Genomic DNA, 14,806 nt, shown 5'->3' with positions numbered 1-14,806 from the left:
GGCGAAGACCGCCTGGAACATCACGAACAGCAATAGCAGCAGGATCAGCAATCCGCCGACGGGGTGCAGCACCACGGCGTCGATTCGCGCGGTCCAGGTGTCAGGGCGCGACGGCAGGCTGACGGTTGTGGCGATGATGCGATCGGCCTCGCGCTGGGTTGCGCGCAGTTCGGCGACCGACAGCGGCTGCCAGAGATTTTGCCGGTCGGATGACGGGGTCTCAGCCAGGATCTGGTCGGTCAGGCGCAACAGGTCGGCGGTGCCGCCTCTGCGCACGGCGATCGAGGTGACGACCGGTACCCCGAGCGCTTCCGAAAGCTGCGGCACGTCGACGCTGACGCCGCGACGGGTCGCGATATCGAACATGTTGAGCACCAGCGCCAACGGCCGGCCGGTGCTCTTGAGCTCGAGCAACAGGCGGATCGTCAGCCTGAGATTCGTGGAATCGGCGACGCAGAGCACGAGATCGGGCAGTGCCTCGCCCTTGGCGCGGCCCAGCACGGTGTCGCGCGTGATCTCTTCGTCCGGGCTGCGGCCACGCAGCGAATAGGTGCCGGGCAGGTCGATCAACGAGACCTGCCGCCCGCTGGGAGTGACGAAGGACCCTTCCTTGCGTTCGACCGTGACGCCCGGATAGTTCGCGACCTTCTGCCGGCTGCCCGTGAGCGCGTTGAACAGCGACGTCTTGCCGCTGTTCGGCGTACCCACCAGGGCGAGGTGCACTAAAGGAGCTTCCATTGGCTTTGCGGTCCGCGCATCTCAGGCGACGATGATGGCCATGGCCTCGCGCCGTCGAACGGCAATCGTGACATTGTCCACCCGGACCGCGATCGGATCGCGCCCGACGATACCCTCATGCAACACCGTGACGGTGGCGCCTTCGACGAAGCCGAGCTCGATCAGACGGCTTTCCAATTCGACGTCCGGCAGCGCGGAGTTCGCTTTGCCGACGGCCAGATGCTGGATTACGCCGCAAAAGCCGCGCCGCGCTGTTCCGAGCGGCAAATGCAGTCGATTTTCGCTTTGTTCGGTCATCACCTGTATTTTCAACGGCGGGCTCGCAGGTCAAGCGCGGTGATCGGCATGCTGTCGCACCTTAGAGCGATTGTAAGAAGCCTTGCTGCCAGCAAGATTAGGCCACGAGACGCTCCGCCATTTGACGGCGATCAAGCCGCGTCAAATTCTCGACCGGCGCTGGGTCATTCCGGTTCGGCAGCGCCGCCAGGCCGCGGGGATTGGTACGGGGTCATACCGGCGGCTGGATCGCCGCTGGAACACGGAGGAGCCACGCACGATCCTTCTTTCGGTCAGGTTTACGCCACGGGCGAGCTGTTTCGCGCCCGCCTAACCACGTGCTGACCTGGAACTGCTATGGGCTGTGGCAGATCGAATAGGGCAATTGCGACTAGGCGATGTGTCATTCGAGCCTGATCGCTGCGATCTGCGGCACCGAAGCCCTGGAGCAGCCTCCGGGCACGGCCCTCGTCTACTACCAGGCCATTTCTCGCCGCCCGCACGGGCGCTTGCTGCGGCGCTGCGGCAACCGCCGGGGCCGGGCTTGTCGATCGGCAACGGGCGTCGCGGAATCCAAGGCGCCCGCTTCCTTGCGAAAGCGGGCGCCTGCCGGAGTTCGTGCCTTAGGCTTGCCTTAGGCTGGCGGCTTTTGCTCGGCCGCGGCGCCGGTGGAGCGGTTCTTGAAGTAATCGAGCACGAACAGCCGGATCGCCGAGGACAGGTTGCCCTGCTGGCGGTTGCTGTCGATCTCGCCCACCAGCTCAGACAAGGTCATGTTGCGGAGTCCGGAGATCTCCTTCATGCCGTTCCAGAAGGCCTCTTCGAGGCTGACGCTGGTCTTGTGACCCGCAACCACGATCGAGCGTTTGACGACGGGCGATTTCATGATGCCCCTCCGTCGTCGATCCGCTGCTGGTCGAGCACCGCGCTCGCGCGCTTCTCATGTTGGCCGTCGGCAGCGTGGTCTGATCTGGTCTTGAAGTGATCGAGCACGAACAGCCGGATCGCCGAGGACAGGTTGCCCTGCTGGCGGCTGCTGTCGATTCCGCCCACCAGCTCCGACAACGTCATGTTGCGCAGTCCGGAGATCTCCTTCATGCCGTTCCAGAACGCCTCTTCGAGGCTGACGCTGGTCTTGTGACCCGCGACGACGATCGAACGTTTGACGACGGGCGATTTCATGATGCCCCTCCATCGTCGATTCTGTGCTGGTCGAGCACGGTGCTCGCGCGCTCCTCACGTTGCTGGTCGGCAGCGCGCTCTGATTTGGTTCGGCCGAACCGCGCACGGTTGGCCTCGGCATGCTTCGTGGACAGCTCGCGCTCGAGACGCTTCTTGAAGCGCTTCAGGTTGACCACGTCCCCCATAGTCACCCCCATCAACACGCACCAACAACTGCGACAGGAAATCTCGAGTGGCGCACTGTACGGGAACGCGCGCTCGCCGGCTCGGTCGTCATTCTATAATGTCCTCACTAATCGTCTCGCCAGCATCAAAGAATATTTCGCTCTGCGAAAACAGAAAATCTTCTTAACCCCACCACCGATTCAGTTTGTCTCGGCCATCGGGAGTTCCAGCTCTATAGCTATATCCGCGTACCGTAACTACCCGTAGTAACCCGGGGGCTACTATTCAGGGTGAATCATTCGGGCCGGCTGCACGAACTCATCGAACTCGGAAGCTGATACAAACCCGAGCCGCACGGCTTCTTCCTTCAATGTAGTTCCATGGGAATGCGCCGCCTTCGCCACCTTTGCGGCGTTGTCGTAGCCGATCTTGGGCGCAAGTGCGGTGACCAGCATCAACGAGCGTTCCATCTGCTCCCGGATGCGCTGTTCGTCGGCCCGAATCCCCTTGATGCAATGTGCAGTGAAGGAGCGGGACGCATCCGCCAGCAATTGGATGGAGTTCATCATCCCAAAAGCCAGCAACGGCTTGTAGACGTTGAGTTCGAAATGTCCCTGGCTGCCGCCGACGGTGATCGCCGTTTGATGGCCGAACACCTGGCAGCAGACCATCGTCATGGCCTCGCACTGCGTCGGGTTGACCTTGCCCGGCATGATCGAGGAACCCGGTTCGTTCTCGGGCAGGATCAGCTCTCCCAGTCCGGAACGCGGACCCGATCCCAACAGGCGGATATCGTTGGCGATCTTGAACAGACCGGTGGCCACCGAATTGATGGCGCCGTGCGCAAACACATAGGCGTCATGGGACGCCAGCGCCTCGAATTTGTTGGCGGCGCTGGTGAAGGGCAGGGCGGTGATCGCCGCGACATGCCTGGCGAAAGCTTCGGCGAATCCCGCTTTCGCATTCAGGCCGGTCCCGACGGCCGTACCGCCCTGCGCCAGGGGGAAGAGCTCGCCGAGCGCCATCCTGAGCCGCGCAATGCCGCTCTCGACCTGCGCGCCATAGCCGGAAAATTCCTGACCAAGCGTCAGCGGCGTCGCGTCCTGGGTATGGGTGCGGCCGATCTTGATGATGTTGGCGAAGTCCTGCTGTTTCTCGCGCAATGCGTGCAGCAACTCGGACAAAGCCGGGATCAGGTCGGACGTGATCCGCGTCGCGGCGGCGATATGCATGGCAGTCGGGAACGAGTCGTTCGACGACTGGCTCAAATTGACATGGTCGTTGGGATGAACGGGCGCCTTGGCGCCGAGCGCGGCTCCGAGCAGTTCGTTGGCGCGATTGGCGATCACCTCGTTGACGTTCATGTTGGTCTGCGTGCCCGACCCGGTCTGCCAGACGACCAGCGGGAAATGTTCGTCGAGCTTGCCGTCGATCACTTCGCGGGCCGCCTGGACGATGGCGCCGCTCAGCCGTTCGTCGAGCAGGCCAAGCGCGCGGTTGGTCAGCGCTGCGGCCAGCTTGACGATGCCGAGCGCGTGGATGATCGCAATCGGCATCCGGTCCTGGCCGATGCGAAAATTCTGCCGGCTGCGCTCGGTCTGCGCGCCCCAGTAACGGTCCGCCGGGACCTCGATCGGCCCAAAACTGTCGGTTTCGGTGCGGCTCGTCTTGTCAGTCTCAGCCATGACACGTCCACTCGTCCGGTGAACCGCGTCCGTGCCGGTTCACGCGGGTCCTTGCGATTGCAGCGTGCCGTCCAAATGCGTCACTCTGCTCATGTTTCCGGACCGTGGCCGCAGGAGAGCTATTTCTTGCGGAAACGATCCAGCCGCACGACTTCGGCGCCGTCGCCGGATTTTGGCGGTTCCTCGGTTGTCTCGGCAGCCGGCGGCGTTGCTGAAGCAGCGGCAAGTGCCGACGCGGCTGGGGTTGCCGGGAGATTTTTCGCTGCCGTTTCCGCCGCGCCTTCGGACGGCTCGAACTGCAGACCGAACTGCACGGAGGGATCGAAAAAATTCTTGATGGCACTGAACGGGACCACCAGGCGCTCGGGAATGCCGCCGAACGACAGGCCGACCTCGAAGCGATCGTCGGTCACGACCAGGTCCCAGAACTGATGCTGCAGGATGATCGTCATCTCTTCGGGGTATTGCGCCAATAGCCGCGGCGAGAGCTTCACGCCTTCGGCGGACGACACGAAGGTGATGAAGAAATGATGCTCGCCGGGCAGGCCGTGCGCGGCGGCATCGCTCAACACCTGCCGCAGCACGCCGCGGAGCGCGTCGCGTGCCAGTACGTCGTATCGGATATGATCGGTCGCCATTGCAAGTCCTGTCGGGGTCGGTCTCGTGGTATGGCCCTCATGGCCTGCCGGTCAACCAGCTGCAACGCCGGCTGCCCGACTCGCGCCTGACGTCCCATGCTACTCCGGCTGGGCCGCGAGGTCAGCACACGTTATCGATCGCGGCAAGGTCGGTGGAAGCTGCAGCAGAATGGCCCGCAAACAGGCCAATGACCAAATGAAGTGGAGGCTTCTGTTGCCAGGTGCCTCCGGACCCCGCCTAACGGAGCTTAACCCGTTAGGACTTCAAGATGGTTTTTCGGACTGCGTTACGCAGCCAGAGCAACCGGAGCAAAGTTGTCGTTGGCAACTATTGCATTAGCCCGATAACGGCGGAACAATACCGGGAAAAAACACGCCCTTTACGCCCTCGTCGATCCTGTTTCGCCCCCGCCGAAACCCGCCCATGGACAAACGGGCGGGCTTGGGTGGAGGCGCCGGGTACTGCCCCCGGGTCCGAATGGTTTATTGCGACGGCAATTTATTTCCATAGCCGGCGAACCGGCAACGCCAATATAGGGCGCAAAGGTTGAGAAAGACAGGCCCTCGATCGGGGCATTTTCTCCCGGCAAAGCTCCGGCGCAGGGCAGCAACGCGCCAAATTGGGTTGGCCTTGGCCGAACGGCCGTTTTAGATATGGCCTCATGCCCCCGGATTCGCCCCCGGCCGCTCTTGCAGCGCCGGAACTCCCGACATCGCCCCAGCCCGGCGTCGTGGCGCTGTTTTTCGCGTTCGCGCGGATGTCGCTGGCCGGCTTCGGCGGGGTTCTGGCGTTCGCCCGGCGCGGCATCGTCGAGCAGCATCGCTGGATGACCGCCGACGAGTTCAACGAAACCTTCGCGCTGTGCCATTTCCTGCCCGGCCCGAACATCGTCAACCTTTCGGTCGTGTTCGGATCACGCTTTCGCGGCATTCCCGGCGGCATCGCGGCCTTTGCCGGGCTGGTCGGGCCGCCCACGGTGCTGATGACGATTCTGGCGGCGTTATATGCCCGCTATGGTGATATCGACGCCTTGCGGCGTGTTCTGGCCGGCGTCTCCTGTGGCGCTGTCGGACTTTTGCTCTCGGTCGTCTTCAAGATGATGATGCCGTTGATCAAAAGGCGTGATGCGACGGGCTTTGTGCTTCTGGTTGCAGTCTTCGCGGCCGTCGGGCTCATGCGGCTGCCGCTGCAGCTGGTTCTCTTGGTGGCCGCCCCGATCAGCATCTTCATTGCATTCGTGATGCGGCGGCGGGCTTCGGCATGAACGGGGACGAAAATCCGGTATGGACCCTGATCTGGACCTTCGGCCTGATGTCGCTGTTCGCGGTGGGGGGCGCCAATGCCGCCATACCGGAAATGCACCGCATCGCCGTCGATGTCCGGCATTGGATGACGGATCAGGAATTTGCCGACGTCTACGCGATCTCGCAGTTGTCGCCGGGGCCGAACGTCCTGATCGTGACCCTGATCGGCTACACCGTCGCCGGCCTTGGCGGCGCGCTGGCCGCGACGCTCGCCATGTGCGTGCCGACCGCCGCGCTGGCCTATTGTGTCAGCCGGGTGCTGGCGCGCTCCAGCAAGTCGCGCTGGCCCGCCATCATCCAGGCCGCGCTGGTGCCGCTATCGATCGGATTGATGGCGGCCAGCGCACTGGTCGTCGCGGAGGCCGCCGACCGGACCTGGGTCGCGATCTTCGCAACGCTGGCAGCGGCCGTGCTTGCCGCCAGGACCCGGCTCAATCCGCTGTGGATTCTGCTCGCGGGCGGCTGTCTGGGGCTTGCCGGGCTGATCTGAACCAGCAACGAACGGCGGACCGCGGGTTCCAGCTCTGGTCGCCGTCTCGTCTCATGCTCATTTTTCCGGGTATAATTGCGCGCGGAGGCCGAATCGGCGCTGTCGCCCGGCGCCCGGCCCCTAAAATACGTCATCCCCTCGAAGGCACCATCGCTGCCATGAACCAGTATCACGACCTGCTCGAACGGATTCTCGCCGATGGCGCGGAGAAGCGTGATCGCACCGGCACCGGCACGCTGTCGATCTTCGGTCACCAGATGCGCTTCAATCTCGCGGCCGGGTTTCCAATGCTGACGACGAAACGCCTGCCCCTGAAGGCGATCGTGCATGAACTGCTGTGGTTTCTGGCCGGCGATACCAACGTCAGGTACCTGCGGGACAACGGCGTCACCATCTGGGACGAATGGGCCGACGCCAATGGCGATCTCGGCCCGGTCTACGGATCGCAATGGCGATCCTGGCCGGCGCCGGACGGGCGCCGCATCGATCAGATCGCAGACGTCGTCGCCATGATCAGGCGTAACCCGGATTCGCGCCGCCTGATCGTCTCGGCCTGGAATCCGGCCGAAATCGACAGGATGGCGCTGCCGCCGTGCCATTGCCTGTTCCAGTTCTACGTCGCAAACGGCAAATTGTCCTGCCAGCTCTATCAGCGCTCGGCCGACGTCTTCCTTGGCGTACCCTTCAACATCGCCTCCTACGCCCTGCTCACGATGATGGTCGCGCAGGTCACGGGATTGCAGGCCGGCGACTTCGTGCACAGTTTCGGCGACGCGCACCTTTACTTGAACCATCTCGAACAGGCGCGCCTGCAGTTGACCCGGCCGCCGCGGCCACTGCCGGTGATGAAGATCAATCCCGCGGTGAAGGACATCTTCGCCTTCCGCTATGAGGATTTCGTGCTCGAAGGCTACGACCCGCATCCGCACATCAAGGCCCAAGTCGCTGTATGAAGGTCGCTGTATGAAGGTCGCTGTATGAAGGTCGCGGTGTGAGCGTTTAAATGTCCCTTGCCATCTCGCGCGCGCGTCCTGACCAGATCGGACTGATCCTGTCGCTGATCCGCGAACTCGCCGAGTACGAACAACTCAGCCATGAGGTCGAGGCGACCGAAGCGATGATCAGCGCGGCGCTGTTCGGCGAGCATCCGCTGCTGTTCTGCGAGATCGCGGCATGGCGCGGCGAGCCTGCGGGCTTCGCCGTCTGGTTCCTCAATTTTTCCACCTTCAGCGGCCGGCACGGCATCTATCTGGAAGATCTGTTCGTGCGCCCGGCTTTTCGCGGCAAGGGCATCGGCAAGGCGCTGCTGTCTCATCTGGCGAAGACCTGCATCGACAATGGCTGGTCGCGCCTGCAATGGTCGGTGCTCGACTGGAACGAGCCGTCGATCGCGTTCTACAAATCGCTTGGCGCGGCCTTGATGGAGGAGTGGACATTGTGCCGGGTCAATGGCGCGGCGCTGGCGGCGCTCGCGAAGAGGGCACCCTGATGGAGATCGTCCTCATCGCGGCCGCCGCCGATAACGGCGTGATCGGTGCGCAGGGCGGAATTCCCTGGCGGCTGAACAGCGACATGCAGCGCTTCAAGGCGATGACGATCGGTCGGCCGGTGGTGATGGGCCGCAAGACCTTCGCCTCGCTGAAGCGGCCGCTTGCCGGACGTACCAACATCGTGCTGACGCGCGATGCCGATTTTCGCGCTCCCGGTGCAGTGGTGACGAACCGGCTGGCTGACGCCCGCGCCGTGGCCACAGGCGATGCGCTGCGGCGTTCGGTCGCCGAGATTGCCGTGATCGGCGGCGCCGACATCTATGCGCAATGGATCGATACCGCCGACCGTATCGAGCTGACCGAAGTTCATGCGCGGCCCGAAGGCGACACGCACTTCCCGCCGATCGATACCGCAGTTTGGGAAGAGGCCGCCCGCCTGCCGCATCCGGCCGGTCCAGACGACGGCGCGGCGTTTTCCTATGTGACCTATCGCCGGCGAAAGTTGCATTAACCGCGTTCGACGATCCTTTCATTGACAATTGATGGTTCGGGCATAGCTGCTGGCGCGAGTGCCGCCGGTTTGGAGCTCCCGCACCGGCTGCAGCTTTTCCTTAATAAAGAGCGTCAGATCGAAAAGCGGCGCCAAAATCATGGTATTGCCGGTGCCTTCTGGCTTCCGAGGCGCCGTCAGGGGTACCGTGATGGTTGACGAACGCAGGCAAGCGGGGGCACCAGGAAGCGTGCGTTGTAAGGGCCGGGGGCGTCCCTTATAAAGCCTGCCGGTAGTGCGGGGCTCGGCGTCTTTGCCTTGGGTCCACGCGAAGGAGAGTATCGATGCCGTGGAAAAATCAGGGCGGTGGCCCATGGGGCTCGGGTCCGCGAGGGCCGTGGGGCTCCGGCCCGCAACCGGTCGGGCCAAGGCCGCCCGACCTTGAGGACTTGCTGCGTCGCGGCCAGGACCGGCTGCAGCAGCTGCTTCCCGGCGGCTATTTCTCCGGCCTCGGCATCGCGCTGATCGTGGTGGGCGCCATCGCGATCTGGCTCGCTTCCGGCTTCTACCGCGTGCAGTCGGAAGAACTCGGCATCGTGCTGCGCTTCGGCAAATATGTCGGTGATGCGCAGCCCGGGCTGAACTATCACCTGCCCTATCCGATCGAGACCGTGCTGCTGCCGAAGGCGCTGCGCGTCAACACCATCTCCATCGGCATGACGCTGATCGACGATCCGACCCGGCGCGGCCGTACCATGCGCGACGTGCCGGAAGAGAGCCTGATGCTCACTGGCGACGAGAACATCGTCGATGTCGATTTCACCGTGCTGTGGCGCATCAAGCCGAAGGGCGTCGCCGACTATCTCTTCAATATCCAGAACCCGGAAGGCACCGTGAAGGCGGTCGCGGAAAGCGCGATGCGCGAGGTCGTCGGCAAATCCGACATTCAGCCGATCCTGACCGGGGCGCGGACCACCACCGAGCAGAGCGTGCAGGAATTGATGCAGAAGACGCTCGATAATTACGGCTCGGGAATCCAGGTTACCCAGGTTCAGATGCAGAAGGTCGACCCGCCCGCGCAGGTGATCGACTCGTTCCGCGACGTGCAGGCGGCGCGCGCCGATCTCGAGCGGCTGCAGAACGAGGCGCAGACTTATGCCAACCGCGTGGTGCCCGACGCCAAGGGGCGCGCCGCGCAGATCATCCAGGCGGCCGAAGGTTACAAGCAGCAGGCGGTCGCCGAGGCCGTCGGTCAGAGCGCGCGCTTCCTGAAGGTCTATGAGGAATACAAGAAGGCGCCCGACGTGACACGCGAACGCATCTACCTCGAAACCATGGAGCGCGTTCTCGGCGGCTCGGAGAAGCTGGTCTATGACGGCGGTGCGGGGCAGGCCGGTGTCCTGCCCTATCTGCCGCTGAACGAACTGACGCCAAAGCGTCCGCCCGCGACCACCGGCCAGAGTGCGCCGCAAAGCGGAGGCACGCGATGAGATCCCCCGTCACAGGCATCGTTGCCCTGATCTTGTTGTTTTTCGTCGCGATCGTCGCCTACAGCTCGGTCTTCACCGTGGACATGACCGAGCAGGCGCTGGTGGTGCGGCTCGGCGAGCCATATCCCCCGATCACCGATCCGGGCCTGCACTTCAAGGCGCCCTTCATCGATACCGTGATCCCGATCGACAAGCGCATCCTTGATCTCGAAAATCCCTCGCAGGAAGTGATCGCCTCCGACCAGAAGCGTCTGGTGGTCGATGCGTTTGCCCGCTACCGCATCAAGAACGCGCTGAAATTCTATCAGAGTGTCGGCACCATCCAGGCCGCCAACCTGCAATTGACCACGCTGCTCAATGCCTCGCTGCGGCGCGTGCTTGGCGAGGTCACCTTCATCCAGGTGGTGCGCGACGAGCGCGAGGCGCTGATGGGGCGGATCCGCGATCAGCTCGACACCGAAGCCGGCGGTTACGGTATACAGGTGGTCGACGTCAGGATCCGCCGCGCCGATCTGCCGGAGCAGAACAGCCAGGCGGTCTACCAGCGCATGCAGACCGAGCGGCAGCGCGAGGCCGCCGAGTTCCGCGCGCAGGGCGGGCAGAAGGCGCAGGAAATCCGCTCCAATGCCGATCGCGAGGCCACCGTGATCGTCGCCGAAGCCAACTCGCAGAGCGAGCAGATCCGGGGCGTCGGCGATGCCGAGCGCAACCGGCTGTTCGCCGAGGCCTACGGCAAGGACCCCGACTTCTTTGCCTTCTACCGCTCGATGACCGCCTACGAGACCGGGTTGAAGAGCGCCGATACCCGCTTCCTGCTGCGGCCCGACTCCAACTTCTTCCGTTACTTCAGTAATCCATCAGGCAAGCAAGCCGCGTCGTCCGACGCCGCATCGGCAGCGCCCGCCGCGCCGCCGACTGCGACTGCGGCTCCGACAGCGGCGCCGAAGCCTTGAGCGCCCCGCCTGCCAAGCCTTGACGTGACCAAGGCTTGACGTGACCGAGTGTTGACCGGACGAAGCAAAGGGTTTGCTTCGCCCGGTCAAATCAATGAAAACTGCCGATTCAACAAGATCAAACGGGGGGTTCCAATACGATGAGGTCCATTGCCTTCGCCGACTTCCTCATCGGTTTGGGAATCCTGTTCGTGCTCGAAGGCTTGATGTTCGCGGCAAGTCCAACCTGGATGCGCCGGGCGATGAAGAGCGCGCTGGCGACGCCGGACAACATCCTGCGCGCGGTCGGCATCGGGTCGGCGGTCGTGGGTTTGATCCTGATATGGGCGGTGCGCCGCCCGATCTGAAGCCTGATGTGGAACGGCACGCGCTCCGGGCCACGAGTCGTGAGTTTTCGGGAGGGCCATGCTCCAGCGAGGGCGGTTGCATCCACGCGATCGTGAGCGGCTAGCGTCGGGTTTTTGCCGCATTATCAGCCTTTATGGTGGTTGAACCCGACAGCGAGAAAGCCTTGCGCCGCAACCCGGTTCGGGCGCAGTGTGGACGCCGAATTTCGTCCTGTCGTGGGTTGGCCCAAGGTGTCGTCTTTTAGGTTTGCCTCTGGGTTTTGCCTTTGTACTTTGCCCGGATATTTTCTTGGAGAGAAGCTGATATGACCGCTGCGACACTCGCCCCGAGCCATCGCCTGCGCTCCATGCTGGCCGCGATCTGTGTTGGCGCTGCAGCCTCGTCGTTCGCCTCGGCGCCGGCATTCGCGCGCGGGCCGGAAGGCATTGCCGACGTCGCCGAGAAGGTGATCGACGCGGTGGTCAACATCTCGACCTCGCAGACCATCGAGGCCAAGAACGACGTCCACGGCACGATGCCGCAGCTGCCGCCGGGCTCGCCGTTCGAGGAGTTTTTCGACGATTTCTTCAAGAACCACAGGGGCGGCAAGGGCGGCCCCGATTTCCAGCCGCGCAAGACCAACTCGCTCGGCTCGGGCTTCATCATCGATCCGTCCGGCATCGTCGTGACCAACAACCACGTCATCGCCGACGCCGACGAGATCAACATCATCATGAACGACGGCACCAAGATCAAGGCGGACGTCGTCGGCGTCGACAAGAAGACCGATCTGGCCGTGTTGAAGTTCAAGCCGCCGCGGCCGCTGACCGCGGTGAAGTTCGGCGATTCCGACAAGCTCAGGCTGGGCGACTGGGTGATCGCAATCGGCAATCCCTTCAGCCTGGGCGGCACGGTGACGGCCGGAATCGTCTCGGCAAAGAACCGCGACATCTCCTCCGGTCCCTATGACAGCTATATCCAGACCGACGCGGCGATCAATCGCGGCAACTCGGGCGGCCCGCTGTTCAACCTCGATGGCGACGTGATCGGCGTCAACACGCTGATCATCTCGCCCTCCGGCGGCTCGATCGGCATCGGCTTCGCAGTGCCCTCGAAGACGGTGGCGAGCGTGGTCGATCAGCTCCGGCAGTTCGGCGAACTGCGTCGCGGCTGGCTCGGCGTGCGCATCCAGACCGTCACCGACGAAATCGCCGACAGCCTCAACATCAAGCCGGCGCGCGGCGCGCTGATCGCCGGTGTCGACGACAAGGGGCCGGCCAAGCCCGCCGGCATCGAGCCCGGCGACGTCGTCATCAAGTTCGACGACAAGGACATCAAGGAGCCGAAGGATCTGTCGCGCGTGGTGGCCGACACCGCCGTCGGCAAGGAAGTCGACGTCGTCGTCATCCGCAAGGGCCAGGAGGAGACCCACAAGGTCACGCTCGGCCGGCTGGAGGATGACGACAAGGCGCAGCCGGCCTCCGTGAAGAGCAAGGACGATCAGGCCGACAAGCCGGTGACGCAGAAGGCGCTCGGGCTCGATCTCGCCGCACTGAGCAAGGACCTGCGCGGCAAGTACAAGATCAAGGACAGCGTCAAGGGCGTTCTCATCACCGGTGTCGATGGCACCTCGGACGCCGCCGATAAGCGGCTGTCCGCCGGTGACGTCATCGTCGAGGTGGCGCAGGAGGCGGTCTCCAACGCCGCCGACATCAAGAAGCGGGTCGACCAGTTGAAGAAGGACGGCAAGAAGTCGGTGCTGCTGCTCGTCTCCAACGGCGACGGCGAACTGCGCTTCGTGGCGCTGAGCGTGCAGTAAGAGAGGGCGGTCAACGCCGCGCTGCGGGCATGGTGCCGGCCGAAACGCCGGGATCGATCGATGGTTTGTGGTCCTGTACCTGCTAGCGTAGAGTTCGTTCGGGTTCGGTCCGGCGCCCCCCATGTCAGTGCCGTGTACCGGCGGGTATGCCGATCCATTGTAACAGTTGGGCGGTGGCGCCGGATCGAGGCCGGCGAATACCTGTCCCGTCGGCACATCCTCGTAAGGCGGCGCATTTTGCGCGTCGTAGAGCCAGCCCAGAAGGTTGTCGAACGAGCCGTTCTCCAGCATCGGCAAGACAATCGACGCGGCGAACCGGCGATTTTCAATCCGCCCTCATGCCGCCGTGACAAACTCCTCGCGCCGATAGCCCTGCGCATATAACAGCGCGGTGAGGTCGCCGTGGTCGATTCGGGCTGCGGCGGCGGCCGAGACCGCGGGCTTGGCGTGATAGGCGACGCCGAGGCCCGCATGCTGGATCATGCCGAGGTCGTTGGCGCCGTCGCCAACCACCAGCGAGTCGATGTCGTCGAGATCGAAGCTTTCGACGAGTTCGATCAGGGTCGCGAGCTTCTTCTCGCGGCCGAGGATGGGCTCGCGGACTTCGCCGGTGAACTTGCCGTCGGCGACCACGAGTTCGTTGGCGCGGTTTTCCTGAAAGCCGAGTCTCGCCGCGATCGCGTTGGTGAATAGCGTGAAGCCGCCCGAGATCAGACAGGTATAGGCGCCATGCGTGCGCATGGTCATGACGAGTTCGCGGCCGCCCGGTGTCGGCGTGATGCGCTTGGCCAGCACCTCGTCGACCACGCCGACCGACATGTCCTTCAACAGCGCGACGCGCGCGCGCAGCGCCGGCTCGAATGCGATCTCCCCGCGCATCGCGCGCTCGGTGATCCCGGCAACATGGGCCTTCAATCCCGCAAAATCGGCGAGTTCGTCGATGCATTCCTGGCCGATCATGGTTGAATCCATGTCGGCGAGAAAAAGCTTCTTGCGCCGGAAGGCACGAGGCTGCACCACGATGTCGATCGGCAGGTCGCCGCGGACCTCGCGCAGCCGCGCCTCGATGGCGTGGACATCGATCGTCTCGGCTGGACCCGGCTGTTCGAAGGGGATATCGACCGCGACCTCGTTGAACAGCCATTGCGCAGGACCCGGCGAGGGCAGCACGGCGCGCGCTCCGTCGACCACGGTCGAATCGAGCGCAGGGTTGGCGGGGTTGCAGATCAGCGTGGCGACCAGAGACATAGGCTTATTCGGGATTCGGCTTATTCGGGGTTCATTCGAGGTGATTTCGTTGATGCAAAGCGAGGCCGTGCTTATCGCAGGGCCGACCGCCAGCGGCAAGTCGGCGCTCGCGCTGGAACTGGCGCAGGCCGCGGGCGGGGTAATCATCAATGCTGATTCCATGCAGGTCTATCGCGACCTCCGTATCCTCACCGCGCGGCCGACGCCCGAGGAAGAGGCCCGCATTCCGCACCGGCTCTACGGACATGTCGACGCGTCGGTGAATTACTCGGCCGGCGCCTGGGTCGGCGATGCCTCTGCGGTGTTTGCCGAGACGCGGGCCGCAGGCCGTCTGCCGATCTTCGTTGGCGGCACCGGGCTCTATTTCAAAGCGCTGACCCGCGGGCTGTCCGCGGTGCCGCCGATCCCTGCCGCGATCCGCGACGCGGTTCGGGCCCGACTCGAATGCGATCTCCCCGCGCATCGCGCGCTCGGTGATCCCGGCAACATGGGCCTTCAATCCCGCAAAAT

General features: G+C 63.8%; 19 protein-coding genes and 1 other RNA gene. 10 read left to right on the top strand and 10 right to left on the bottom strand.

From position 1 onward, the window contains the following. The 8 genes from WCB02_RS08360 to ssrA all read right to left on the bottom strand — a co-directional run. On the bottom strand, positions 1-738 hold a 738-nt coding region (locus tag WCB02_RS08360), incomplete at its 3' end, for a FeoB small GTPase domain-containing protein (RefSeq protein WP_423957448.1). 21 nt (positions 739-759) lie between these two features. Continuing rightward, on the bottom strand, positions 760-1,035 hold the full coding sequence (locus tag WCB02_RS08355) for a FeoA family protein (RefSeq protein WP_423957447.1): 276 nt from the start codon (positions 1,033-1,035) through the stop codon (positions 760-762). Positions 1,036-1,648: 613 nt separating this feature from the next. Next, positions 1,649-1,900 (bottom strand): ribbon-helix-helix domain-containing protein, encoded by a 252-nt coding sequence (locus WCB02_RS08350; RefSeq protein WP_423957445.1) that lies wholly within the window; start codon positions 1,898-1,900, stop codon positions 1,649-1,651. Beyond that, positions 1,897-2,196: a ribbon-helix-helix domain-containing protein gene (locus WCB02_RS08345; RefSeq protein WP_423957444.1), complete on the bottom strand. Its 300-nt coding sequence runs from the start codon at positions 2,194-2,196 to the stop codon at positions 1,897-1,899. The genes WCB02_RS08350 and WCB02_RS08345 overlap by 4 nt, the downstream gene beginning before the upstream one ends. Beyond that, entirely contained in the window at positions 2,193-2,381 is a 189-nt protein-coding gene (locus WCB02_RS08340) for a DUF4169 family protein (RefSeq protein WP_423957441.1), read from the bottom strand. Before WCB02_RS08340 ends, WCB02_RS08345 begins: the two co-directional genes overlap by 4 nt. A 261-nt stretch (positions 2,382-2,642) precedes the next feature. Next, positions 2,643-4,046, bottom strand: coding sequence for a class II fumarate hydratase (fumC, locus tag WCB02_RS08335; protein ID WP_423957439.1), 1,404 nt, complete (start codon positions 4,044-4,046; stop codon positions 2,643-2,645). 119 nt (positions 4,047-4,165) lie between these two features. Next, positions 4,166-4,684 (bottom strand): SspB family protein, encoded by a 519-nt coding sequence (locus tag WCB02_RS08330; protein WP_423957437.1) that lies wholly within the window; start codon positions 4,682-4,684, stop codon positions 4,166-4,168. A 200-nt stretch (positions 4,685-4,884) separates the two neighbouring features. Further along, positions 4,885-5,247: a transfer-messenger RNA gene (ssrA, locus tag WCB02_RS08325) on the bottom strand. Positions 5,248-5,346: 99 nt separating this feature from the next. On the opposite strand from ssrA, the gene WCB02_RS08320 reads away from it, so the two are divergent. The 5 genes from WCB02_RS08320 to WCB02_RS08300 all read left to right on the top strand — a co-directional run bounded on the left by WCB02_RS08320 (position 5,347) and on the right by WCB02_RS08300 (position 8,480). Then, positions 5,347-5,949 (top strand): chromate transporter, encoded by a 603-nt coding sequence (locus WCB02_RS08320; protein WP_423957435.1) that lies wholly within the window; start codon positions 5,347-5,349, stop codon positions 5,947-5,949. Further along, positions 5,946-6,479, top strand: coding sequence for a chromate transporter (locus WCB02_RS08315; RefSeq protein WP_423957433.1), 534 nt, complete (start codon positions 5,946-5,948; stop codon positions 6,477-6,479). Before WCB02_RS08320 ends, WCB02_RS08315 begins: the two co-directional genes overlap by 4 nt. A gap of 158 nt (positions 6,480-6,637) precedes the next feature. Further along, positions 6,638-7,432 carry a thymidylate synthase gene (locus tag WCB02_RS08310; RefSeq protein ID WP_423957431.1) on the top strand — a complete coding sequence of 265 codons (795 nt, stop codon included), beginning with the start codon at positions 6,638-6,640 and terminating at the stop codon, positions 7,430-7,432. Between the two features lie 50 nt (positions 7,433-7,482). After that, positions 7,483-7,968 (top strand): N-acetyltransferase family protein, encoded by a 486-nt coding sequence (locus WCB02_RS08305; protein WP_423957429.1) that lies wholly within the window; start codon positions 7,483-7,485, stop codon positions 7,966-7,968. After that, positions 7,968-8,480, top strand: a complete 513-nt coding sequence (locus WCB02_RS08300) for a dihydrofolate reductase (RefSeq protein WP_423957426.1) — start codon at positions 7,968-7,970, stop codon at positions 8,478-8,480. Before WCB02_RS08305 ends, WCB02_RS08300 begins: the two co-directional genes overlap by 1 nt. Before the next feature lie 18 nt (positions 8,481-8,498). Here WCB02_RS08300 and WCB02_RS08295 read toward each other — a convergent pair whose 3' ends face one another. Next, on the bottom strand, positions 8,499-8,621 hold the full coding sequence (locus WCB02_RS08295; RefSeq protein WP_423957425.1) for a hypothetical protein: 123 nt from the start codon (positions 8,619-8,621) through the stop codon (positions 8,499-8,501). Between the two features lie 182 nt (positions 8,622-8,803). Between WCB02_RS08295 and hflK the strand changes: the two genes are divergently transcribed. From hflK to WCB02_RS08275, 4 genes are all read left to right on the top strand, one after another. Next, positions 8,804-9,949, top strand: a complete 1,146-nt coding sequence (gene hflK, locus WCB02_RS08290; protein WP_423957423.1) for an FtsH protease activity modulator HflK — start codon at positions 8,804-8,806, stop codon at positions 9,947-9,949. Then, positions 9,946-10,902: a protease modulator HflC gene (gene hflC / locus WCB02_RS08285; protein WP_423957421.1), complete on the top strand. Its 957-nt coding sequence runs from the start codon at positions 9,946-9,948 to the stop codon at positions 10,900-10,902. The genes hflK and hflC overlap by 4 nt, the downstream gene beginning before the upstream one ends. Before the next feature lie 140 nt (positions 10,903-11,042). Beyond that, a complete protein-coding gene (locus tag WCB02_RS08280) occupies positions 11,043-11,249 on the top strand; it encodes a DUF2065 domain-containing protein (protein WP_423957419.1) in 207 nt (68 codons plus the stop codon). A 305-nt stretch (positions 11,250-11,554) separates the two neighbouring features. Beyond that, a complete protein-coding gene (locus WCB02_RS08275) occupies positions 11,555-13,048 on the top strand; it encodes a Do family serine endopeptidase (RefSeq protein ID WP_423957417.1) in 1,494 nt (497 codons plus the stop codon). A gap of 336 nt (positions 13,049-13,384) precedes the next feature. Here WCB02_RS08275 and serB read toward each other — a convergent pair whose 3' ends face one another. After that, positions 13,385-14,296 (bottom strand): phosphoserine phosphatase SerB, encoded by a 912-nt coding sequence (serB, locus tag WCB02_RS08270; protein ID WP_423957415.1) that lies wholly within the window; start codon positions 14,294-14,296, stop codon positions 13,385-13,387. 52 nt (positions 14,297-14,348) lie between these two features. Here serB and WCB02_RS08265 point away from each other — a divergent pair. After that, the coding region (locus tag WCB02_RS08265) for a tRNA (adenosine(37)-N6)-dimethylallyltransferase (RefSeq protein ID WP_423957413.1) at positions 14,349-14,806 on the top strand (458 nt) is incomplete at its 3' end.

Origin of the sequence: Bradyrhizobium sp. (genome assembly GCF_049581145.1) — a bacterium.
Taxonomy (GTDB): domain Bacteria; phylum Pseudomonadota; class Alphaproteobacteria; order Rhizobiales; family Xanthobacteraceae; genus Bradyrhizobium.
The sequence above is the reverse complement of the archived record's forward strand: the minus strand, read 5'-3'. Positions and strand labels throughout refer to the sequence as shown.

Excerpts from the sequence above, each read along its gene's own strand:
- hflK (WP_423957423.1), top strand. The coding sequence starts at position 8,804 with ATGCCGTGGAAAAATCAGGGCGGTGGCCCATGGGGCTCGGGTCCGCGA.
- WCB02_RS08300 (WP_423957426.1), top strand. The coding sequence starts at position 7,968 with ATGGAGATCGTCCTCATCGCGGCCGCCGCCGATAACGGCGTGATCGGT.
- WCB02_RS08330 (WP_423957437.1), bottom strand. The coding sequence starts at position 4,684 with ATGGCGACCGATCATATCCGATACGACGTACTGGCACGCGACGCGCTC.
- WCB02_RS08310 (WP_423957431.1), top strand. The coding sequence starts at position 6,638 with ATGAACCAGTATCACGACCTGCTCGAACGGATTCTCGCCGATGGCGCG.
- WCB02_RS08350 (WP_423957445.1), bottom strand. The coding sequence starts at position 1,900 with ATGAAATCGCCCGTCGTCAAACGCTCGATCGTGGTTGCGGGTCACAAG.
- WCB02_RS08320 (WP_423957435.1), top strand. The coding sequence starts at position 5,347 with ATGCCCCCGGATTCGCCCCCGGCCGCTCTTGCAGCGCCGGAACTCCCG.
- hflC (WP_423957421.1), top strand. The coding sequence starts at position 9,946 with ATGAGATCCCCCGTCACAGGCATCGTTGCCCTGATCTTGTTGTTTTTC.
- WCB02_RS08305 (WP_423957429.1), top strand. The coding sequence starts at position 7,483 with ATGTCCCTTGCCATCTCGCGCGCGCGTCCTGACCAGATCGGACTGATC.
- serB (WP_423957415.1), bottom strand. The coding sequence starts at position 14,296 with ATGTCTCTGGTCGCCACGCTGATCTGCAACCCCGCCAACCCTGCGCTC.
- WCB02_RS08340 (WP_423957441.1), bottom strand. The coding sequence starts at position 2,381 with ATGGGGGACGTGGTCAACCTGAAGCGCTTCAAGAAGCGTCTCGAGCGC.
- WCB02_RS08280 (WP_423957419.1), top strand. The coding sequence starts at position 11,043 with ATGAGGTCCATTGCCTTCGCCGACTTCCTCATCGGTTTGGGAATCCTG.
- fumC (WP_423957439.1), bottom strand. The coding sequence starts at position 4,046 with ATGGCTGAGACTGACAAGACGAGCCGCACCGAAACCGACAGTTTTGGG.
- WCB02_RS08295 (WP_423957425.1), bottom strand. The coding sequence starts at position 8,621 with ATGATTTTGGCGCCGCTTTTCGATCTGACGCTCTTTATTAAGGAAAAG.
- WCB02_RS08345 (WP_423957444.1), bottom strand. The coding sequence starts at position 2,196 with ATGAAATCGCCCGTCGTCAAACGTTCGATCGTCGTCGCGGGTCACAAG.
- WCB02_RS08315 (WP_423957433.1), top strand. The coding sequence starts at position 5,946 with ATGAACGGGGACGAAAATCCGGTATGGACCCTGATCTGGACCTTCGGC.
- WCB02_RS08275 (WP_423957417.1), top strand. The coding sequence starts at position 11,555 with ATGACCGCTGCGACACTCGCCCCGAGCCATCGCCTGCGCTCCATGCTG.
- WCB02_RS08355 (WP_423957447.1), bottom strand. The coding sequence starts at position 1,035 with ATGACCGAACAAAGCGAAAATCGACTGCATTTGCCGCTCGGAACAGCG.